Origin of the sequence: Isachenkonia alkalipeptolytica (assembly GCF_009910325.1) — a bacterium.
GTDB lineage: Bacteria > Bacillota > Clostridia > Peptostreptococcales > T1SED10-28 > Isachenkonia > Isachenkonia alkalipeptolytica.
In genome coordinates this window covers 1-22205 of sequence record NZ_SUMG01000027.1, presented here as the reverse complement: position 1 = coordinate 22205, position 22205 = coordinate 1, and the positions used below count along the sequence as shown (strand labels likewise).

Annotated in this window: 20 protein-coding genes and 2 other annotated features; of the genes, 18 read left to right on the top strand and 2 right to left on the bottom strand. The window is 37.5% G+C overall.

Annotated elements, in window-relative coordinates; all coding sequences use genetic code 11:
* The first annotated feature begins 175 nt into the window (after positions 1 to 175).
* The 9 genes from ISALK_RS13585 to ISALK_RS13545 all read left to right on the top strand — a co-directional run bounded on the left by ISALK_RS13585 (position 176) and on the right by ISALK_RS13545 (position 11780).
* Positions 176 to 1024 carry a Cof-type HAD-IIB family hydrolase gene (locus tag ISALK_RS13585; protein ID WP_160723222.1) on the top strand — a complete coding sequence of 283 codons (849 nt, stop codon included), beginning with the start codon at positions 176 to 178 and terminating at the stop codon, positions 1022 to 1024.
* A gap of 45 nt (positions 1025 to 1069) precedes the next feature.
* Positions 1070 to 2206, top strand: coding sequence for a pyridoxal-phosphate-dependent aminotransferase family protein (locus tag ISALK_RS13580; RefSeq protein WP_160723220.1), 1137 nt, complete (start codon positions 1070 to 1072; stop codon positions 2204 to 2206).
* 194 nt (positions 2207 to 2400) lie between these two features.
* Positions 2401 to 3093 carry a hypothetical protein gene (locus tag ISALK_RS13575; protein WP_160723218.1) on the top strand — a complete coding sequence of 231 codons (693 nt, stop codon included), beginning with the start codon at positions 2401 to 2403 and terminating at the stop codon, positions 3091 to 3093.
* An 80-nt stretch (positions 3094 to 3173) separates the two neighbouring features.
* Positions 3174 to 4280: a rod shape-determining protein RodA gene (gene rodA / locus ISALK_RS13570; RefSeq protein WP_160723216.1), complete on the top strand. Its 1107-nt coding sequence runs from the start codon at positions 3174 to 3176 to the stop codon at positions 4278 to 4280.
* Positions 4281 to 4303: 23 nt separating this feature from the next.
* Positions 4304 to 5152: a glutamate racemase gene (gene murI / locus ISALK_RS13565; protein ID WP_160723214.1), complete on the top strand. Its 849-nt coding sequence runs from the start codon at positions 4304 to 4306 to the stop codon at positions 5150 to 5152.
* 141 nt (positions 5153 to 5293) lie between these two features.
* Complete coding sequence (locus tag ISALK_RS13560; RefSeq protein WP_160723212.1) at positions 5294 to 7408, top strand: ribonucleoside triphosphate reductase; 2115 nt, start codon at positions 5294 to 5296, stop codon at positions 7406 to 7408.
* Positions 7409 to 7416: 8 nt separating this feature from the next.
* Positions 7417 to 8103, top strand: a complete 687-nt coding sequence (locus ISALK_RS13555; protein WP_160723210.1) for an anaerobic ribonucleoside-triphosphate reductase activating protein — start codon at positions 7417 to 7419, stop codon at positions 8101 to 8103.
* Positions 8104 to 8212: 109 nt separating this feature from the next.
* The gene (gene pgsA, locus ISALK_RS13550; RefSeq protein WP_160723208.1) at positions 8213 to 8746 is read left to right on the top strand and encodes a CDP-diacylglycerol--glycerol-3-phosphate 3-phosphatidyltransferase; all 534 of its coding nucleotides are present in this window, start codon (positions 8213 to 8215) and stop codon (positions 8744 to 8746) included.
* A gap of 65 nt (positions 8747 to 8811) precedes the next feature.
* Positions 8812 to 9044 (top strand) — a binding site (T-box leader).
* A gap of 81 nt (positions 9045 to 9125) precedes the next feature.
* A complete protein-coding gene (locus ISALK_RS13545; protein WP_160723206.1) occupies positions 9126 to 11780 on the top strand; it encodes a valine--tRNA ligase in 2655 nt (884 codons plus the stop codon).
* Positions 11781 to 11834: 54 nt separating this feature from the next.
* Here the strand turns inward: ISALK_RS13545 and ISALK_RS13540 are convergent, their stop codons facing one another.
* Positions 11835 to 12365, bottom strand: coding sequence for a DUF4364 family protein (locus ISALK_RS13540; protein ID WP_160723204.1), 531 nt, complete (start codon positions 12363 to 12365; stop codon positions 11835 to 11837).
* A gap of 300 nt (positions 12366 to 12665) precedes the next feature.
* Here ISALK_RS13540 and ISALK_RS13535 point away from each other — a divergent pair, with 300 nt between their 5' ends.
* Both ISALK_RS13535 and ISALK_RS15430 read left to right on the top strand, forming a co-directional pair.
* A complete protein-coding gene (locus tag ISALK_RS13535) occupies positions 12666 to 13796 on the top strand; it encodes a polysaccharide deacetylase family protein (protein ID WP_160723203.1) in 1131 nt (376 codons plus the stop codon).
* Between the two features lie 136 nt (positions 13797 to 13932).
* Positions 13933 to 14064 carry a hypothetical protein gene (locus ISALK_RS15430; protein ID WP_306770750.1) on the top strand — a complete coding sequence of 44 codons (132 nt, stop codon included), beginning with the start codon at positions 13933 to 13935 and terminating at the stop codon, positions 14062 to 14064.
* Here ISALK_RS15430 and ISALK_RS13530 read toward each other — a convergent pair.
* Entirely contained in the window at positions 14061 to 15302 is a 1242-nt protein-coding gene (locus tag ISALK_RS13530) for a CD0519/CD1768 family membrane protein (RefSeq protein WP_371724043.1), read from the bottom strand. The two genes, ISALK_RS15430 and ISALK_RS13530, sit on opposite strands and share 4 nt — an antisense overlap.
* Positions 15303 to 15485: 183 nt before the next feature.
* Between ISALK_RS13530 and hpt the strand changes: the two genes are divergently transcribed.
* The 7 genes from hpt (at position 15486) to thrS (ending at position 22043) form a co-directional block, all read left to right on the top strand.
* The gene (gene hpt / locus ISALK_RS13525) at positions 15486 to 16025 is read left to right on the top strand and encodes a hypoxanthine phosphoribosyltransferase (RefSeq protein ID WP_371724041.1); all 540 of its coding nucleotides are present in this window, start codon (positions 15486 to 15488) and stop codon (positions 16023 to 16025) included.
* Complete coding sequence (locus tag ISALK_RS13520; protein ID WP_160723201.1) at positions 16022 to 17032, top strand: type II CAAX endopeptidase family protein; 1011 nt, start codon at positions 16022 to 16024, stop codon at positions 17030 to 17032. Before hpt ends, ISALK_RS13520 begins: the two co-directional genes overlap by 4 nt.
* Positions 17033 to 17054: 22 nt before the next feature.
* Positions 17055 to 17804 (top strand): class I SAM-dependent DNA methyltransferase, encoded by a 750-nt coding sequence (locus ISALK_RS13515; RefSeq protein WP_160723200.1) that lies wholly within the window; start codon positions 17055 to 17057, stop codon positions 17802 to 17804.
* An 89-nt stretch (positions 17805 to 17893) separates the two neighbouring features.
* Positions 17894 to 18106 (top strand): cold-shock protein, encoded by a 213-nt coding sequence (locus ISALK_RS13510; RefSeq protein ID WP_160723199.1) that lies wholly within the window; start codon positions 17894 to 17896, stop codon positions 18104 to 18106.
* 113 nt (positions 18107 to 18219) lie between these two features.
* The gene (gene hslO, locus ISALK_RS13505) at positions 18220 to 19119 is read left to right on the top strand and encodes an Hsp33 family molecular chaperone HslO (protein ID WP_160723198.1); all 900 of its coding nucleotides are present in this window, start codon (positions 18220 to 18222) and stop codon (positions 19117 to 19119) included.
* 19 nt (positions 19120 to 19138) lie between these two features.
* On the top strand, positions 19139 to 19741 hold the full coding sequence (locus ISALK_RS13500) for a DUF445 domain-containing protein (RefSeq protein WP_160723197.1): 603 nt from the start codon (positions 19139 to 19141) through the stop codon (positions 19739 to 19741).
* Positions 19742 to 19881: 140 nt separating this feature from the next.
* Positions 19882 to 20084 (top strand) — a binding site (T-box leader).
* Between the two features lie 45 nt (positions 20085 to 20129).
* Complete coding sequence (gene thrS, locus ISALK_RS13495; RefSeq protein WP_201756922.1) at positions 20130 to 22043, top strand: threonine--tRNA ligase; 1914 nt, start codon at positions 20130 to 20132, stop codon at positions 22041 to 22043.
* Positions 22044 to 22205 lie beyond the last annotated feature (162 nt).

The following is a 22205-nucleotide window of genomic DNA, read 5'->3' as shown; positions in this document are numbered from 1 at the left end:
ATTACCTGAGTACATTATAACATAATAATACAATATTTGAGAGGGAAATAGAAAATTATCAAGGAAAGAAGGTGCATGTCTTTTTAATTGAAGAAAAAAAAGGTATAATAAGACTAGTGAATTAGATATAGGAAAAATAAAAAACAGATTATACGATAGAAAGTTGGCAGCCACATTGAAATATAAACTTTTAGCAACAGATATGGACGGAACCCTGCTTAGAGACAATAAAAGAATTTCGGAAGAAAACATTAAAGCCTTGGAACATATCAGTAAAAAAGGGGTGGAAATTGTTATTGCTACCGGAAGGTCTTATAGTACATTGGAAAAATATATAGACTTATTCACTTTTAACTGTTATCTTATTACAAATAACGGATCTATTGTACGTAATAAAAACCGGAAGGTCGAAAAATCCATTTATCTAGAACCTGAAGCCACTACAAAAATCATCAATATTTTGAACAGCGAGAAAGCATACTTCCATAGTTCGGATGAGGAAAATATATACATTCAAAGTTACAGGGCTCGTTTTTTAGAAGCTAAACGGTTTTTAAGGCATGAACACAAAAGCTCTTGGTCCCTATATAAATCATTGATTGTTAAAATGATTACCGATAAAAATTTAAAGAAGATTGACTTTTATAAGATTAAAGATCAAGAAATTCCCTTAAACACTTTTTTTATTTTATCAGAGCAGGAATATGTCTTAAGTAAAATCAAAAAGCAATTAATGGTAATTCCCGGCGTTACGATAACAAGTTCCTCCAGTAATAATATTGAAGCTTTAAGTGACAAAGCTTCAAAGGGAGCCGCGTTAGAATATGTAGGCGAAAAACTAAAAATCCCGCAGGAAAAAATGATTGCTGTAGGAGACCAGTTAAACGATCTTTCTATGATTGAAACTGCGGGCCTAGGGGTAGCTGTGGCAAATGCTGACGGGAAAGTATTGGAAAAAGCTGACTGGATTACAAAAAGTAATGAGGAACATGGTGTGGCTTATATAGTAAAGCAAATGTTCTAGGAAGTAAAAAACTCATCAATATAACTTGTAGAGGAAGTGAATTCAATGAATGAAATTCTGGTTATGAGCCCCGGGCCGACAGAGGTCCACGAAGAAGTTAGGAAATCAATGGCAAGGCCGATGACGATCCCCGATGGACATCCGGATTTTTTGGATTATTATTTCGGTGTAGCAAATAAATTGAAAAAAGTATTTAAAACAAAAAATGATATTCGCATATTAAACGGGGAGGGAATCTTAGGTTTAGAGGCGGCTATGGCATCCCTGATCGATCCCGGTGATAAGGTTTTATGTATTGAAAATGGACTGTTTGGTAAAACCTTTGGAGAAATGGCGGAAAAATATGGTGGTGATGTATATTACTTTTCATGCGATAATAAAAAACCGATAGACATCAACACACTAGAGAAACTTCTGAAAGAGCAGAATGCATTTAAGTTTGCTACATTAGTTCACTGTGAAACCCCTACAGGGGTAATAAACAATATTGAAAAAATCAGCATATTGTTAAAAAAGCATGGCATACTCAGTGTGGTGGATGCGGTTTCCACTTTAGGAGGAGAAAAACTGGAGACCGATGAATGGAATTTAGATCTGGTCATAGCTGGATCCCAGAAATGTTTATCCGCTTCTTCAGGTTTGGTCATGCTGAGCATTAGTCAAGATGCATGGGTGATGATCTCAAATAAAAAGAAGAAGATTCCAAGTTTGTATACCAACTTACTGTTGTGGAAAGATATACAACTAACAAAAACTTTACCCTATAGTCAACCGATACATCTTTTTTATGGTCTGGAAACAGCCCTTGATCGATGGAATCGAGAGGATGTGATCGCGAGGCACAACTTGCTTGGGAACGGTGTAAAACAGGCCGTGATTAATGCGGGCCTAAGTCTGTATCCTGATAGTGGTTTTTCTAATACCATTTCTGCAGTGGAGATTCCCCAAGGGATAACTTATAAAATGATTCAGGATGAGCTATGGAAAGAACATAAAATTTTCATCTCAACTTCCCTCGGAAACTTGTCCGGTAAAGTTCTTCGAATTGGTCATATGGGGGAAAACTGTAGCGAAGAAAAGCTTTATCGCTTATTTAAAGCCCTAACCATTGTGTTGAAAAAATATGGGGTCTTCTTGAAAGAAGATCTACACAAAGCCTTTGTGAATGCATTAAGTAAATAAATAAGGAGGGATTTGCTATGGTTCGAGATATCCGAAAACTAGACGAAGCGATTAAACAGGAGTATGGATTAATCCTTGCAAGCTTACTTACAAAACTAAGGGATACAGATGTCTTCCAATTACGAACTTTCTATAAGGTAATGGCCTATATAGAGATGCCGAAAAAACATCGGAAAAAGGTTTTAGAGTTTCTTTTGAGCAGTGAAGAGGAAGAGATCTCTTTAGAAAAGTCTGTAAATTCTTTGTTAAACAAAGTCAAGGGACAGGAAAGGGATATTTTGCGTTTTACTTTGATGCAGGATATATTATCGATATCAACTGCTAACCATTATATGTCCGAGGATAAAAGAGAGCTTTTGGAATGGGTACAAAAACAATTACTAATTAGCGATGAACAAATGAAAATATTTAATGGAGAACTGAATCAAGAAAGCGGTTTAGCATCAAAAACGAAAGAGGTCGATCGTTGGAAAGCATATAGAAGTAATTTTAGTAAATGCCTGGCTATGGGAATCCCCCTGACTTTTTTATATTATAGTCAGCATAATGCGTATCGCCATGATTTCAAAAGCTTCGCTCTGCTACAAATTGATAAAAAGATCAATCCGCGAAAATCTTATGTTTCATTAGGAAAATACCTTCTCCTGGGGGGAGTTCTTTATACAGGTGTTCTGTGGGGGATGAACCAAAAAAAGAGACATCAAGAGAAACTAGAAAAAATGTTGGAAACGGAGTCCAAGAATTTAATTAGTCGAGGGAAAAGATACCTGGAAGAAGATCTCATTTTTTGTCAAAAAATATTTCGGAAAGATACCTTGAATGAAAATCAAATTAACTTTAAAATATTAATGGATAAAACCCTGCAAATTATGGATGAAGAATTTTAAAAATAGAACTTGAAAAACAAAACTTGAAAAATAGTACTGGATCTATTAAACTAAGGTCAGCAAAATGTAGGAGTGGGCAAATGAAACTTGAAGGAAAAGCAATAAAAAATCTTGATTTTACAATACTTGCAGTGGTAATTATGATTTCAATTTTTGGAATCATTATGATATCCAGTGCCACAAGCAATTTAGCAAACAGTGATGCTTATATTCAAACACAATTAAGCTCAATGATTCTTGGCTTAATCGTCATAACCCTAATATTATTCTTTGATTACAAAACCTTTGGGAATTTTTACCTTCTGATATACGCTTTTTCCATACTATTGCTGATCACTGTATTAATCATTGGAGTAGGAGGAGATGATTGGGGAGCTAACCGCTGGCTTTATATCGGGGGATTTGGTTTTCAACCCTCGGACTTTGCCAAAATTGGAATAATCATTTCTCTGGCAAAATTCATCAGCGAACATCATGAAACAATTAATGAGTTGAAAACTTTAGGCAAGATACTTATAATTGCCGGGATTCCCATGGGGCTTGTTTATATGCAACCGGATTTGGGAACTACTTTAGTTTTTCCCGTGTTTACTTTTGGCATGCTCTTTGTGGCAGGTTTAAAGTATAAATATATTTTGATAACTTTTATCGTTGCTTTGGCAAGCGCTCCCTTTGCCTGGAACTTTCTGAATGATTATCAACAACGACGAATCATGGTGTTTATCAACCCTACCTTGGATCCTATGGGGGATGCTTATCAAATCACCCAATCTATTTATGCGGTAGGTTCCGGTATGTTAACTGGCAAAGGATTTAATGAGGGGATTCAAAGTCAGTTGGGTTTTCTACCGGAAAAACATACGGATTTTATTTTTTCTGTTATTGCAGAGGAATTGGGTTTTGTCGGAGTATCGATTTTATTATTAATGTATATCGTTCTTTTGGTTAAAGGAATTATAGTAGCTAAGCAGTCAAAGGATCTTTTTGGATCCATTTTGGCGGTGGGAATTATTTCCATGCTTGCCTTCCATATTTTTGCTAATATCATGATGACCATTGGACTGATGCCTGTTACCGGAAAGCCGCTACCCTTTGTAAGTTATGGAGGCACATTCATGTTATCGAATATGATTGCCATTGGTCTGTTATTAAATATCAGTATGCGGAAGAAACGAGTCAACTACTAGGTAAGAAGGGAATGTTTGTCAATATGATTAAGCCGATTGGTGTTTTTGATTCCGGTTTAGGTGGGATCAGTGTTCTTGCACAAATGATTACAACCCTGCCGGAGGAGAGATATTTGTACTTCGGTGATTCTAAAAACGCGCCCTATGGAGAAAAAACAAGAGAAGAAGTCTTGTATTATTCCAAAAGTGTTGCGCAGAAACTCCTTGACCAAAATGCGAAAGCCATGGTTGTTGCCTGCAACACCGCAACCAGTGCAGCAATTAGTGATTTAAGAAGTCTGTATAATATACCTATTATTGGAATGGAACCGGCAGTAAAACCCGCCGTCAATATGGAAAATATTCACCGCGTGGTTGTGATGGCAACCCCTTTTACCTTAAGAGAAGAAAAGTTCCATGAACTTGTACGAAATATTGACACTAATAAAGAAATTTTAAAATTACCCTGTCCGGGACTTGTGCAGTTAATTGAACAGGAGGGCGGGGTAGGGGCCAAGGTGTTGGAGTACTTGCGAAAACTATTGGGTAAGGCCTCTATTGGCAAAGGAGATGTTATCGTTTTAGGCTGTACCCATTATGTTTTTTTAACCGATACTATAAAACAGATGCTAAATAATCAGGTCCCTTTAGTACATGGCAATATCGGTACAGTCCTTCAACTTAAGAACCAACTGAAGAAACATCAGTTGATTTTAGGGAAAAAGAATGCATCGATTAATCAAAATTTCGATAAAAAAAATAAACTTCTAATAAGTAAAAGTCATCTGAAAACTCGTGTACAAATCCTTAATTCCCATCAGGATCCAGGGTTTAATCCTACCGGGTGGAATTTATTAATGTATGAGTTGAATAAAATTTTCAAAGAAAAATAATTTCAAAAGCTAGTTAGTATTCTCAAGGGATATAAGAAGAGCTTCATTTTTCTTTCCGATTTGGATTGAATCTTGTAGCTCTTTTCTATATAATATACAATATGTAGTAGATGAACTTAGGAATTTCAAGGAGGGGTAGGAATGACAGTAGCAAAGGTACAAAAAAGGAATGGAGAAATTGTAAATTACGATTCAGTAAAAATTACTAAAGCTATTTTTGCCGCAGCGCAATCCGTCGGTGGAAAAAATCAGGCTAAGGCCGATGATTTAACCCGAAAGGTAGAGTCCGTGTTAAAGGAAACTTATCGGGGAAATATTCCTGCAGTGGAGGATATTCAAGATGTGGTAGAGAAAATTTTGATCGAAGAGGGACATGCAAAGACTGCAAAAGCCTATATTTTATACCGAAAACGCCATGAGGAAATTCGGGAAGTGAAAAATCTCTTTATGGATGCTGAGGAGATGATCGAAGACTATGTGAATCTTGATGACTGGCGGGTGAATGAGAACGCAAATATGAGCTTTTCATTGCAGGGGCTAAATAATCATATAGTAGAAAATATTACGAAGAAATACTGGCTAAACAAAATTTATGATAAAAACTTACGGGATTCACATATCAAGGGCGATCTACATATTCATGATTTAGGTCTTTTAGCCCCTTACTGCTGTGGTTGGGACTTAGAAGCTTTTCTAGAGCAGGGTTTCAAAGGAGCTCAAGGAAAAGTGGAATCTCGTCCCCCGAAACACTTTGAATCCGCATTAGGTCAGCTGGTAAACCTTTTATACACTCTGCAAGGAGAAGCCGCCGGTGCTCAAGCTGTCTCAAGTATTGATACGTACTTAGCCCCTTTCATTCACTATGACGGACTGGACTACACGCAGGTAAAAAAATCACTGCAGCGTTTTGTCTTCAATCTTAATGTGCCTACTAGGGTAGGCTTTCAAACGCCTTTTACAAATGTTACTTTGGATATTGCTCCCCATCCATTATTAACGAAGCAACCAGTTAAAATTGCCGGTGCTTTGAAAGACAAAAATTATGGAGAGTTTCAAGAAGAAATGGATATGTTTAATCAAGCCTTTTGTGAAGTGATGATGGAAGGTGACGGAGCAGGTAGAGCATTCAGTTTTCCGATACCCACCATTAATATTACCAAGGATTTTCCTTGGCATGCCCCCGTGGTCAACAGTATCATGGAAATGACAAGGAAATTCGGAACTCCTTATTTTGCTAACTTTTTAAACTCTGATCTTGCTCCTGAGGATGTAAGAAGTATGTGCTGTCGATTGAGACTGGATAATCGGGAGCTGAGAAAAAGAGGGGGCGGACTGTTTGGAGCCAATCCTCTAACGGGATCCATCAATGTGGTAACTTTAAATATGGCTCGAATCGGGTATTTGGCCACGAGTGAAGAGGAATTCAAAAAAGAGGTCCGATTATTAATGGAAAAATCCCGTGAAATTTGTGATGCGAAACGGGTTATGCTGGAAAAGTACATGGAAGCCGGATTATATCCCTATTCAAAGTTTTATTTACAAGGGGTAAAAGATAATACAGGAGAATACTTTAAAAATCACTTCTCCACTATCGGTCTAAACGGAATGAATGAAGCCTGTGTAAATCTTTTAGGAAAGGATATTACCACCCCTGAAGGCAATCAATTTGCTGTGGAAATAATGGAATTTATGAATAAAGTAATTCAAATCTTTCAGGAAGAAACAGGAAGCCTCTGGAATCTAGAAGCTTCTCCGGCGGAAGGGGCCGCTTATCGTTTCGCTCGACTGGATAAAAAAATGTATGGAAAGATTTTCACTCAAGGAGAGAAAGAACCTTATTATACGAATTCTACACAGTTGCCCGTAGGCCATACCGAAGACTTCTTTGAAGCCTTAGAGCTTCAAGAAAAGTTACAATCCTTATATACCGGAGGAACCGTGATGCATGGGTTTTTAGGGGAGGAAGTGGGTGACGTTGAAACCTGCAAAACACTAATTAAAACGGCTATGGAAAAAAGCAGTGTGCCCTATATTACCATCACCCCCACCTTTTCTATTTGTCCGGAACATGGCTATATAAAGGGGGAACATTTTCAATGCCCAACTTGTAATCGAAATAGTGAGGTTTGGACAAGAGTTGTAGGCTTCCATCGTCCGGTTCAGGCTTGGAATAAAGGAAAGAAGGAAGAGTATAAGGATCGGGAAACCTTTTCCGATGAAATCAGCCTGGCTAATCTTATTAAACCCGCTAATTAGGAGGTACCATGGAGATACTGGGATTTCAAAAACTGTCCTTAGTGGACTATCCTGAAAAACTTTGTTCTGTTGTTTTCACAGGAGGGTGTAATTTTCGATGCCCTTATTGTCATAACAAAAGTATTGTAAACCAATGCGGGGATACAATGGATGAAGAGAAACTCGAAAAAACGCTGCTTAAGCGTAATAAATATATCTCAAATCTTTGTATTTCCGGGGGGGAGCCAACCCTACAGAAGGATTTGGTGAGCTTTATTAAAAATTATAAAAATCTTGGCTTTAGTGTTAAGCTCGATACTAACGGTTCAAATCCTGCGATGTTAAAGGAGCTTTTAGAAAACAAATATGTGGATTATGTTGCTATGGACCTAAAAACTTCCTTGGATGACTATGAAAGGGTAACGGGGAAATCAGGATTTGAAAAAAAAATCATGAGGTCTCTCAAACTATTGAAAACCTACCCTATTGATTATGAATTCCGCACCACTTTTGTCAAAGGAATGATGACTGTAAAATCCATCGAGGGATTAAAGCAAATGGTCCATAACAGTAATCGGTTTGTATTACAACGGGGAAGATTAAACAATGAAGTTTTGCTCCCAAACAAAGAAATGACCTCTTACACAAAAGAAGAGATGGAAGCTTTGAAAGAAGAATTCCGATCTTTTGTGAAGGAAGTTCGACTTAATTCATAAATTTGGATAAGAAGCTTAGAAGTTACTGAAAATCGCAGAGAGGATTGTTTTTTATTTATTAGTTATGGTATGATGGAGTTATAAGAAATTGGGACAATAGAGGTGTTATATGAACTTACCAAATATATTAACAATCCTGCGATTATTATTAATTCCTGTGTTTATTTATGTTTTTTTCTTCTTTGAAGATAACAATCTCTTATATGCCACAGGGGTTTTTTTCTTAGCAGGCATTACCGATGGGTTAGATGGCTATTTAGCCCGAAAATTTCAACAGGTTACGAAAATTGGTCAGGCCTTAGATCCCCTCGCCGATAAGTTAATGCAGTTAACCGTAATTATCAGTTTTACTATAGCAGAAATTTTACCGCTATGGATTTTAATCGTCGTGGGTATTAAAGAAGGACTGATGATTTTAGGGGCAACCATTCTATATACTAGAAGAGATAAAACGGTTATTCCTGCAAACAAATTAGGGAAATTTTCCACGGTATTGTTCTATGTAGCGATTTTGCTTATCGGACTGGATTTTAACGTGGGAAGATATTTACTAATTACAGCAATTCTAATAACGGTAATTGCTTTTTTCAGATATTTACGGATGGGGCTTAAAAAATTAAAAGAAAATAAAGTTTCTAAATGATTCTTCAGCTAATTAAATATTGATTGACAAAAATGAAAATTTCATTATAATTTATAATAACTAGATAATAAGCAATGATTAGGAGTAGTAGGTAGTAATCCTTAAAAGAGAGGCGATGGTCTGCTGAAATATCGCTAAAGGCAATTGCTGCTGAAGTAGCCTAGGAGCTTCTGCAATGAAACTTAGTAGTTGTAGACGGTAGATCCGTTATCCAAAAGAAGTGTCTACAATAGGTACTATTAAGTGCTTCATTATAGAAACTAAGGTGGTACCACGAATGTCAAGCTTCGTCCTTAACTGATTCTATCAGCTCTGGGGATGAGGCTTTTTTCATGTCTTATTGTTTGAAATTCGATTGTATACAAAAGGAGGAAATGATATGAGTGAAAAGTTAGCGAAAACCTATGATCCGAAAGCGTTTGAAGAAAAAATTTATCAGCATTGGATGGATAAAGATTATTTCAAAGCCGATGCAAACTCAGACAAACCCGCTTATTCTATCGTACTGCCCCCCCCAAATATCACTGGGCAATTACACATTGGTCACGCCTTAGATCACACTTTACAGGATATTTTAATCCGTTGGAAACGAATGCAGGGATATGAAACTTTATGGCAACCGGGAACAGACCATGCCAGCATTTCTACGGAAGTAAAAGTTGTGGAGAAATTGAAAAAAGAAGAGGGATTAACAAAAAAAGACGTGGGGAGAGAAGGGTTTTTAAATCGAGCCTGGAGTTGGCGTGATGAATATGGACGAAAAATTGTCAGCCAAATGAAAAAGCTTGGAAACTCCTGTGATTGGTCCAGAGAACGATTTACTATGGATGATGGCCTAAATGATGCAGTGACAGAGGTCTTTATAAGACTCTATGAAAAGGGCCTTATTTATAAAGGCAATCGAATCATTAATTGGTGTCCGAGTTGCAGAACCTCCTTATCCGATGCAGAAGTAGATCATCATGATAAAAAAGGAAACTTTTGGTATGTTAAGTATCCTGTGAAAGATTCCGATGAATTTGTGATTATTGCCACGACCCGACCGGAAACAATGCTAGGGGATACTGCCATTGCCGTACATCCGGAAGATGAACGATATCAGCATCTTATCGGTAAGGTAGCCATTCTCCCCTTGCTTAACCGGGAGATCCCCATCATAGCCGATGAATATGTGGATCAAGAAATGGGCACCGGTGCGTTAAAAATCACGCCCAGTCATGACCCCAATGACTTCGAAATCGGATTAAGACACGACTTGGAACAAATTATGGTTCTCGATGAAGAAGCAAAGGTAAATGAACGGGGGGAACAATACCAAGGTTTGGATCGTTACGCGGCCCGTAAAGTCATCGTGAAAGATCTTGAAGCTGAAAAACTTGTGTCAAAAATCAAAGAACATGATCACAGCGTGGGTCAGTGTAGCCGGTGTTCCACCGTTGTAGAACCCATTACATCAGAGCAGTGGTTTGTGAAAATGGAGACCTTAGCAAAGCCGGCAATGGAAGTAGTAAATAATAAAGAAATTCAATTTGTACCCGACCGATTTTCGAAAACGTATTTAAGTTGGTTGGAAAATATTCGGGACTGGTGCATTTCCCGTCAACTTTGGTGGGGACATCGTATACCGGCCTACTACTGTACGAAATGTGATGAGATTATGGTTTCAAAGAAAGCACCGACGCAGTGTGCAAAATGTGAATCCAAGGATATAGTACAGGATGAAGATGTTCTTGATACTTGGTTCAGTTCTGCACTTTGGCCTTTTTCCACTTTAGGGTGGCCTGAAGAAACCATGGAACTAAATAAGTTCTATCCTACGGACGTATTGGTGACAGGATATGACATTATCTTTTTCTGGGTCGTACGAATGGCCTTTTCCGGTTTGGAATTTATGGATGAAATCCCCTTTAAGCATGTGCTTGTTCACGGACTGGTTCGGGATGCTGAAGGTCGAAAGATGAGCAAATCCTTAGGCAATGGTATAGACCCTATAGAAGCCATTGAGGAATTTGGAGCCGATGCCCTGCGCTTTACGTTGATTACCGGCAATACCCCGGGGAATGATATGCGCTTCCACCTTGAACGACTGGAATCCAGCAGGAATTTTGCTAACAAATTATGGAATGCTACTCGCTTTGTATTAATGAATAGCGAAGACTCTCCAGTAAACTTTAACGATGTGAAAAATCACTTGAATACCACAGATTACTGGATCATTTCTCGATTCAACCAAGTAACAAGAGATGTTACAGAAAATATGGATCGATTTGAACTGGGTATTGCCCTACAAAAAATTTATGATTTTGTATGGAATGAATATTGTGATTGGTATATTGAGTTTTCCAAAACACGATTGTATGGAGAAGAGCCTAAAGAGAAAAGGGCCGCTCAATATACGTTAAACCATATTTTAGAGAATATCCTAAAAATCCTCCATCCCTATATGCCTTTTATCACGGAAGAAATTTGGCAAAATATCAAAGAAGATTATTCCAGTGTGATTGTGGCACCTTGGCCGGAATACAATGAAAAAGCTCATTTTCCAAAGGAAGAAGGAGAAGTGGCCCTTGTGATGGAGATTATCAAAAATCTTCGAAACATCCGTAGTGATATGAATGTGGCACCATCAAGAAAAGCTAAATTAATGATTCATACCGAGGATAAGAGTAAAAAAGAAATCGCAAACCGTCATTTGTCCTACTTTAAGTCCTTAGCCGGCGTATCGGAAATGGAAATTCTTAAGGATCCTGATTCAGTACCCAAAGATGCTGTTTCTGCAGTAGTGGAAGGGATAGATCTATTCATCCCTTTAGAAGATCTTTTAGATATTGAAAAAGAATTGAAACGCTTGGGAGAAGAGAAAAAGAAATATCAAAAAGAAGTAAAAAGGGCGGAAGGGAAGCTTCAAAATCAAGGATTTATTAAGAAGGCTCCGGAAAGTCTTGTGGAAGAAGAGAAAGAAAAAGTGGAAAAATACCGTAAGATGTTAAAAACCATAGAAGACCGTCTGAATCAGCTTCAACGTCGCTCATAACACTACCCTTCACCGATCATGATTTATTAGAAAAGTCAGGGCAAAAGCCCTGACTTAATTATCGAGTAATAGGGAGTATAATTCTTCAGAAACCCAATAATGATTTTTATTCCAGCGGTCTACTATCCTTTCCGATTTTTGGAGGTTTGAAACATGAAGTTTCAAGAAAAGTTCTTCCACACCATTCTTAACAACTCCCAATTTTACTAGATAAGAGCCATCCTGAAGTTTTTGTATTTTGGATGAGACCTTAATGTTTTCTTGTAAAGCTTGCTTTCTATCTTGAATTAATTGTTTAAAATTCTGAAGCTTATTTTTTGGTATTCGGTTCTTAAAATAGGCTAAGGTATTTTTCCCCTCCGGGGTTAGGACAAGTTTTTTGCTTTCTTCCCGAGGGGACTTTTCTTCTATAAGTTCTGATTTCTTTAATTCTGAAATCAACTGTTGTACCATGAAATAATCCATAACCGCATGATCAAGAATTAAATCAACTACTTGTCTCTGGTAGGCTTCACCATCAACTTCCGATAACAAGTAGAGTAATAGCAATTTATTTTCTGCTTGGTTTTCACCATTATGAAACATTCTATCACCTCATTATTTTTTCTTTCTATACTATCTTAATCGATTTTCTGCTTTTTTAAAAGGGATTTATCGGAATACTTTTAGTTGCGTTTTCATAGGGTATAAGTTATATTATTACAAAAGCACAGCTTATTCTAATAGTTAAAGTTTTCTAACTATATTCTTTGTCTATGCAAGAGAGTTGGCTTAGAAAGATTTGGATGTAAGGGTAATGGAAAACAAAGGAAAGGAACAACCACAAACAGAAAGGCATTTAGTAAAACAAATTATGAACAACTTCAAAAGGGGTGCAATGCGATAATGAATAAAAAACAAGTCGTACTTATGGGAATTATGCTCTTAATCGCCGTAGCTATTATTGCTTGCGATGAAAGTGCTGAAGAAGAAGGAAATGTTCTAGACCAATCTCAAGAAGAAGAAACTCTTGACCAAGAGGAAGAATCAAAGGAAGAGGAAGCCGATGAACTTACCGAGGAAAAAAGTGAAGATGAAAAAATGGAAGAATCAGTAGACCCGGCTTTAGTCAAGGCCAATGAACTAGGGGAAGTTATGGTGCTGATGTATCATCATATTGATGAGCCAGAGGACACATGGGTACGTACCCCGGATAATTTCCGTCGAGATTTACAGGAGCTGTACGATCGAGGATTTCGTCCCGTTAGTTTAGAGGACTATGCAACAGGTAATATCGAAATTGATCCTGGGTATAAACCGGTTGTGCTTACTTTTGACGATGGGAGGCAGAACAACTTCAATATGATTGAGAATAGCGATGGAGAATGGGAAATTGACTCGGACTCTGCCGTAGGTATTCTAACTGATTTTCATGAAGAACATCCAGATTTTCCTTTGGAAGCAACGTTTTTTATTAATGGAGGCACTCCTTTCGAGCAGGAGGGATTGGTAGAGTATAAATTAAACTACATCGTAGATCAGGGAATGGATATCGGAAACCATAGTTACACCCATGCAAATTTTAATAATTTATCCGCTGAGAAACTACAATATGAATTGGGACGTTTAAACAATATGGTATTAGAGTACTTGCCGGACTATGAAATGAATACTTTGGCCCTTCCCTTCGGATCAAGACCTAAGGATGAAGAGTTAATGGATTATCTTCACCAAGGAGAATACGACGGGATTGCTTATGAAAACATTGCCGTTTTAGAAGTCGGCTGGGACCCTTATTTATCTCCTTTTCATGAAAATTTTAATCCGTTAAAAATCCGCAGAGTACGGGCCAGCGAAATGGATGTGGATGGGGTAGGGATCTATGACTGGTTAGGGCATTTTGAATCCGGAGCTCGAACCCCCTATGTAAGCGACGGATCGAAAGAAACGATAAGCTACCCAAGTACCTTTGAAGATAGAATAGATCATAGCTATTGGGAAAAAAAAGAACTGCGGTCTTACGATCCGGAAGAATAGATTGTTTAATAAAAAATGTTTATAAAACAGAAAAGAAACATATCCTTGATATGTTTCTTTCTAATCTTAAGCGCTTAGTTAATACTTTGACCATGTATTGATTCTCATTGGTTTAATTATATGAAGGAGGGAGATTATGGAGTTATATGTCCCGGTAGTTTTTATAGTTATTGTAATACTAGTTAGTATACAGTATTCCTTGAACAAAATCATTGTATTGTTACGGGAGATCAAGGATATTTTATATTACATCAGAAAAAATGACTAACCGCCAAAGGCCAATATATAGAATTTAAATAAATAATTTGCAGAGATCCCGGCGATCAAACCACCGATGGTATGACTGATGATGGCTTTGTTTGCTAAGTTGCGGAGGTTTAAGACATCCATCATTCCAACGTGGGTGCTTAAGTATCCGCTCCAACACATCCCCATGGCTGTGAAAACCGCGATATCGTTTGGTGAAATCAGGTTACTGTCTAAAAAGTTTTTCACAAGCCCCATAGCGGCGCCCACCGCTCCTAGTGCAGTGATGGGAAAGGCTATTGCTTCGGGGTTCTCAAATCCGAAAAGTGGTTGCAATACAGGGTATATATATCCTCCTAGTCGCGGTAATAACTCCACTCCTTCAAAGGCTACGCCATGATAGATGGCAACACCATCCACAACTTCACTGGGACCAAAGGTTAAAATCATTATAATCGTACAGATAATTAGTACTCCTGGAATAATACCAAGGCCCATTTCCACTCCATTTTTACCACCTTCTAAAATCGAGTTTAACACACGCTCAAAGTAATTTTCAGTTTTAGGTGAATTTTCCGGAATAAAGTCAATGGGTTCCGTGCTGGCAATGCTCTCTTCGAAGTTGTGGTCGCGAGAGGTCCGTTCAATTCCTTGACGGTCAACTCCATAGTATTCTCTTGTGAAATGAAGCATAATTCTTACACTGACAATGGAACCAATTAACGCTCCAAGATTTCCGATCAAGGCGGGAGCGATAAATTCCGAACCAAGACTGATCATATAGGCGGTTAAAATCAGGCCCATCCCAAAGGCTGTCCCCAAATTACATAAGGCCGGTATTTGATAGTTATAAAAATATTTAATAAATTTTTTATCCTTAGCTAAAGAAATAATTGCGGGGTTATCTGATAAATAGGTAGTGATTCCCCCAATAGATGCGGCACCAGGCATACCAAAGAGGGGTTTCATAATGGGGGAAATCAACTTGTTGATTAGTTCCACAACACCAAACTCCGATAAAAGTGCAGATAATGCTCCTGCTAGTACAGCCACAGCCATGATAAAGAAAACCGTATTTAATAGTAGCTCATGGGCAGTATTCATAAACACATTAAACATAGTCCCAAGACCCATGACTCGGGAAAGATAAAAGAAAAAAGCGAACATAAAGAATAAAAAAACATAGGTTTCCAAAGAAATTTTAGATGGATCTTCATCGGGACTTTTCTGGTTCTCGGAGCGGCTATTTAGTTCGGCTATTTTATTAAACTGTTGCAAAATAATTCCCCCTTTAAATTTGATTATTCAGCCATAATGCACTAAGAGTATTTTACTATCGAAGGAAGGCTTTAGCAATACAAAAAAATGGATTTGACAAAAAATATCCTTTCATTATAAAATAGTAGCAATATATATATGGAAAAAGGAGGAGTTTCAATGGATATAGAAAAAAAAGAATGGGAAGTACTATGCTCAGAAAAAGCAATAAAGGAACGACTGGAGGTTCTTGGAGAGACGATTTCTCGGGATTACAAAAATAAAAAACTATATGTAGTTTCTTTGCTAAAGGGAAGTTTTATTTTCACTGCAGACCTCGTGCGAACTTTAGATATACCGGTAAAGGTGAACTTTATGACAACATCCAGTTATGGTCACGGACAGGAAAGCAGCGGCAAAGTAAACATAGTAGCAGACGTCCAGGAGGATCTTACAGGGTATGATGTGTTAGTCACTGATGATATTGCTGATTCAGGTTTAACCATGAAAAGTGTGATGGATCATTTGCAAAGTAAAAATCCTAATAGTGTAAAGTGTTGTGTGCTTCTAGACAAACCGGATCGACGCAAGGTGGATCTTAAACCGGACTATATTGGATTTACCATTCCAGACAAATTTGTTGTAGGCTATGGACTCAACTTCGGAGATTATTACCGAAATATTCCCTATGTATTTGCAGTTACGGAAAGAGAACGAAAACAATGAAGAACCTAAGAGTCTACGAAGGCAGTATGATGTATCTTATCACAGGTGTTTTATTTATTGGTGTGAGCATAGTTCTAGCTTATGTAAATACATCAATTGAAGCACAACTGATTCTCACCCAATATTTAATTATCGGAATGCCTCCGGTTCTCTACCTATGGGTTAAAAAAAAACCTATAAGTCAATTACTCAGGCTTCATAAAATATCCGTTAAAACAACTCTTTTAATAATTCTGATTACTCTTTTGTCTTATCCTATTGCGGTAGTGATGAATACTCTTATTATGTTGATCCTTAGTCTTTTCGGTTCGATTGATATTCCTCAAGTTCCGACGGCCGAAACTTCCCAACAGTATGTGTTATATTTATTGATTATTGCTTTTAGCGCCGGACTTTGTGAAGAGGTTTTATTTCGAGGGTTTATAATGAGAAGTTTTGAAAAAGTGGGTTATAAATTTGCTATTTTTTTTTCTGCCTTGCTTTTTGGTGTTTTTCACTTTAATATCTACAATCTGGGGGCGACGATATTTTTCGGTATTCTATTTGGTTATTTAGTGGTTCTAACCAATTCTCTATGGGCAGGGATCATCGGCCATATTGCAAATAACGCTTTCGCTGTAACCTTAGGCTTTTTAGTAAATCATATGCAAGAATATTCCCAGGATATATTAGCAGAGGCGGGGGAAATACCAGGGGCCGAAATGATTAGTACCGTGGAAATTCTTATGGCCATTGGTCTTTTTGGTTTTATTGCGCTGGGAACTGGCTTTGGAGCCCTAATTATATTAAAGTACCTTCGTAAAGTCTATCGTCATCAAGAACCTTTAACCCCTAGTAAACAAGAGGTTACTTTCGTTTACCAAGATGAACATTCAGAACAAGACAATGGGAAGGAAGAGAGTTACCAGTTAAAAGAATTCTGGCCAATTATACCGATTTTTATTATTTTTGTAGTTATGACAGGAGCTCAACTTTACCAAGTAGTTGCGGGAAGTACATTATTTTAGATATAAGAAAAGAGGGCCTTTCATGGAATATGGATATTTAGCAAAAATTTATGATCAATTGATGAAGGAAGTTGATTATAAGGAATGGGCTTCCTTTATAGAAAAGTGTATTAAAAAAAACAATTCAACTAAAAGGAATAAACTACTGGAGCTGGCCTGCGGAACCGGGAATGTTACAATTCCCTTGGCAAAAAAAGGATATGAAATCACTGCGATGGATCGCTCTATAGAAATGTTGAGTCAAGCACAGCAAAAAGCCATGGAGTCGAATTTACATCTTAAGTTTTATCAGCAGGATATGCTGAATTTGGAAATAGATGAAGATTTTGATACGATTTTATGCCTCTGTGACGGTATAAACTATATTCTTGACCCAGAGGATTTGAAGGTTTTTTTTCAAAAAGTATACTCATTACTTAAAGAAAGAGGTGTATTTATCTTTGATATAAGCACCTTTTATAAGTTGAAATATATCCTTGGCGAAAATACTTATGGGGAAGATTTAGGAGATATTATTTACTTGTGGGAAAACTATTTTTGTGAAGAAGAAGAAACGGTTGAAATGGACCTTACCTTTTTTCAATTAAGCAAGGAGGGTCTTTATGAAAAACATAAAGAATTCCATGTCCAAAAGGCTTATCACCGAGAGGTCCTTGATTCTTTATTGAAAAAAACTGGTTTTTCAACGGTGGATATGTATCATGAATTAAGGGATTCACCTCCGAGGGAAAACAGCCAACGAATTTTTTTTGTATGTCAAAAACTCGGCTAAGACCGTTGACAGAGGATGTTAGCTTATAGTATAATTTAAACTGTGATTTATAATCATTATAATAGTATTTATTTAGGAGGTATATTATCATGGAAAAAGGAACAGTGAAATGGTTTAATGCAGAAAAAGGGTACGGTTTTATCACAAGAGAAGATGGAGATGATGTTTTTGTACATTTTTCAGCCATCGAAATGGAAGGCTTTAAAACCTTAGAAGAAGGACAAACAGTAGAATTTGAAATTGTCGAAGGAGATAAGGGCCCTCAAGCAACCAATGTTGTTAAGGCTGATAGCGAAGAATAATTGAAACTTACTTTAGAAAGCTTATAATGCCATGAATTAAGACAGATTGGAATACCAATCTGTCTTTTTAGATGTAGCGAATAGATGAACTGTGGTAATTAGGAGGAAATCAAGTGAAAAGTAAAATATTAAGAGGGACCGCCTTTGACGGTCAAGTTAGAATATTTATAGCCAACACTACAAACTTTGTTGAAAAAGCAAAGGAGATCCATCAAACTTCACCAGTGGCAACCGCTGCCCTAGGTCGAGTATTAACGGCAACAAGTATTCTAGGAGTAATGTTAAAGGGAGAGCGGGATAAAATAACAACTAGAATCAATGGGCAAGGGCCCATCGGAACCATCATCGCAACCAGTGATGCCTCGGGAAATGTGAAAGGATACGTTACGAACCCTCAAGTCATGGTGGAGTCCAAAACCCCGGGTAAGCTGAATGTTGGTGCCGCTGTAGGTAAAGACGGTGAAATCACCGTAATAAAAGACCTAGGTCTTAAAAACCCATACATTGGTAACTATCCTTTAGTTAATGGCGAAATCGGTGAAGATTTAGCCGCTTATTTTATGTACTCTGAGCAGCAACCTTCAGCGGTTGGTTTAGGTGTAACCATTGAAAAAGATTACACCATCAAAAGTGCAGGGGGCTTTATTTTACAAATACTCCCTGATACCGATGAAAATGTGGCCTATATTCTGGAAGAGCGGGTAAAAGAGGCGGGGTCCATATCTAAGCTTATTGAGAATAGTCGAGACGAAAAAGAGATCATGAATCAATTGTTAGAGGGATTAAATCCTAAAGTATTAGAAGAATATGAAGTGGACTATTTCTGTGACTGTAATCGTGGTCGTTTTGAAAAAGCTTTAATAAGTCTGGGGAAAGAAGAAATCATGACTTTAATAGAGGAAGATCATGGAGCTGAATTACAATGTCACTTTTGTAATGAAAAATATCAATTCAGTCAAAAAGAGTTAGAATCACTTATGAAAGAGGCTACCAGTACTGATGAAAAACTGTGATTAAAAAGGAGCAAAGGGCATGAACGTAATTTACCTTTTAACACTAGCCATAGTTGGATCTTTTATAGGTTGGGGTACAAACCGACTAGCAGTTAAATTATTGTTTCGGCCCCTAAGATCTTATCGGATTCCGATCATAAATGTAGAGGTACAGGGACTGATACCGAAAAGAAAGAAAGAAATTGCCAAAATCATCGGAAGAACCATCGAAAATGATTTCATATCCATCGAAGAAATTATAGACGAAGTCCTGGAAAAACAACGGGATGGAAATGTTATGGATATTATAAAAACGAAACTGCGAATTATTGCTTCAAAAAAAATGCCAACTTTTCTTCCCAGAGGAATGAAGGAAAAAATTCATACCTACATCGATGATTTAGTGGAAGAAGAAGGGGAAAACATGATTCTGGAGCTTATTGACAATATGAGCCGTAATACCAATCAGAATTTTCAACTGGCTACTTTGATCGAAGATAAGATCAATCGTTTTCCAATTTATAAACTGGAAACCATTGTTCAGGAAGTCGCAAAAAAAGAGTTGAAACATATCGAAATACTAGGAGGAGTTTTAGGATTTATCATCGGACTGATACAAGGCTCTCTGGTATTACTTCTGTAAAGAATAGGATCGGTATATGTAAGAAATAGCGAATATATTGTATAGTGAACATAGTATAATAGGGGTTGGGAATAAATAATTTCTATTGACAAATACTTGTAAAAGTTTTATAATTATTAATTAATATAACAAGATGATAAGAATTAACGCTGAAGGGGAAGAGTAAGTACTGGTAATGTATCTAGAGAATAAACACCTTGTGCTGGAAGTGTTTTATACATCCCTTACTGAATACCACCCTGGAGTTTCTTTTTCAAATGAAAAGACGATGGCTTCGTTACAGCTATTAAGTGGATTGTAAAATCTATTTAGGTGGAACCGCGGGTAAAACCTCGTCCTATTATTAGGGCGAGGTTTTTTTGAATAATCATTTAAAGGAGGATGAAAAATGGAAAGTATAAAAATAAGGCTAAAAGATGGTACCGAAAAAGTTCTGGATAAAGGAACGAGAGTAATTGATGTGGCCAAGGATATTAGTGAAGGTCTTGCTAGAAATATTGTAGGTGGCAAATTAAACGGAGAATTATTAGATCTAAAAAGTGAAATTCCTGAAGACGGTGAACTGGTTTTCTTAAAGTTCGATGATGAAGAAGGAAAAGAATTTTTTTGGCATACAAGTTCCCATGTATTAGCTCAGGCTATTAAAAGGATCTTTCCCGAGGCAAAACTGGCCATCGGACCGGCGATTGACCACGGATTTTATTATGATATTGATGTGGAACATAAAATTACTCCTGAAGATCTGGAGAAAATCGAAAAAGAAATGAAAAAAATCGTGAAGGAAAAATTAGAGGTTGAACGCTTCACGCTACCTAAGGAAAAAGCCATAGAGTATGTTAAAGAGCAGGGAGAAGATTATAAAGTCGAGTTAATTGAAGGCCTGGAAGAGGGCGCGGAGATTTCCTTTTATAAACAAGGGGAGTTTTCAGATCTTTGTGCCGGTCCTCACTTACCTAACACAGGAAAAGTAAAGGCCATTAAGCTTCTCAGTGTGGCTGGTGCCTACTGGCGGGGTGATGAGAATAATAAAATGCTTCAACGGATTTATGGAACTTCCTTTGAAAAGAAGAAGGATTTGGAAGCTTATCTTGAACGTCTAGAAGAGGCGAAAAAAAGAGATCACCGAAAAATCGGAAAAGAAATGGATCTATTCAGTCTTCGGGAAGAGGGACCGGGATTTCCTTTCTTTCATCCCAAAGGCATGATTGTTAAAAATGAACTGGAGAGCTTTTGGAGAGAAGAGCATCGGCTAAGAGGCTACGAAGAAATTAAAACACCGATTATTTTGAATGAAAACCTTTGGAAGCAATCCGGTCACTGGGATCACTATAAAGAAAACATGTATTTTACAGAGATTGATGAACAGAATTTTTCTGTAAAACCCATGAATTGCCCCGGAGCAGTCCTTACCTATAACCGTACGATTCATAGCTATCGCGATTTACCCATTCGAATGGGAGAACTTGGTGAGGTTCATAGACACGAGCTCTCAGGTGCATTGCATGGTTTAATGCGGGTGCGATATTTCACTCAAGATGATGCGCACATATTCGCTTTGCCGAACCAAATCAAGGATGAGCTGATCGGGGTTATTGAATTAGTGGATCATGTCTATCGTTTATTCGGCTTTAAGTATCATGTGGAACTTTCTACAAGACCGGAAAAATCCATGGGTTCTGACGAAGATTGGAATATGGCAATTGGTTCCCTGAGAGAAGCCTTAGAAGCTAAAGGTATTGATTACAAGGTTAATGAAGGGGACGGAGCTTTCTATGGTCCGAAAATCGACTTCCATCTTGAAGACTGCTTGCAGAGAACTTGGCAATGTGGAACCATTCAACTGGATTTTCAAATGCCGCAGCGCTTTGATTTGAACTATATTGGACAAGATGGGGAAAAACATCGACCCATTATGATTCACCGAGTGGTATTCGGTAGTATTGAACGATTCATTGCGATTTTAATTGAAGAATTCGCTGGGAAGTTTCCTACTTGGTTAGCTCCGGAACAAGTTAAAATTATTCCAATTACGGATAAACAAAAAGAATATGCGGAGAAGCTAGAAAAAGATTTGTTTGGGAATCGAGTGCGGGTAAAGGTGGATTCAAGAAGCGAGAAAATGGGATATAAAATTAGAGAAGCTCAATTAGAAAAAACTCCCTATATGTTGATCGTCGGAGAAAAAGAGGTAGAAAGCGGCATGGTATCTGTTCGGTCCAGAGATAAAGGGGAGCTAGGTACAATGGAGTTTAGTACTTTTAAAGACAGTCTATTACAGGAAATCAACTTTAAGGGCCAGTAATGGCCCTTAGGGGTTTGATTTTGATTCTTGAAAACCCCTGTCAACCCTTTTAGAAAATGTCCTTAAATAGTTAAAACATAAGCACCAGATTGCTGGCGGTAATCGTGATTTTGTAAAATACAGAAATTACCAAGGTATAATGTTTTTGGGTAACCTTAATAA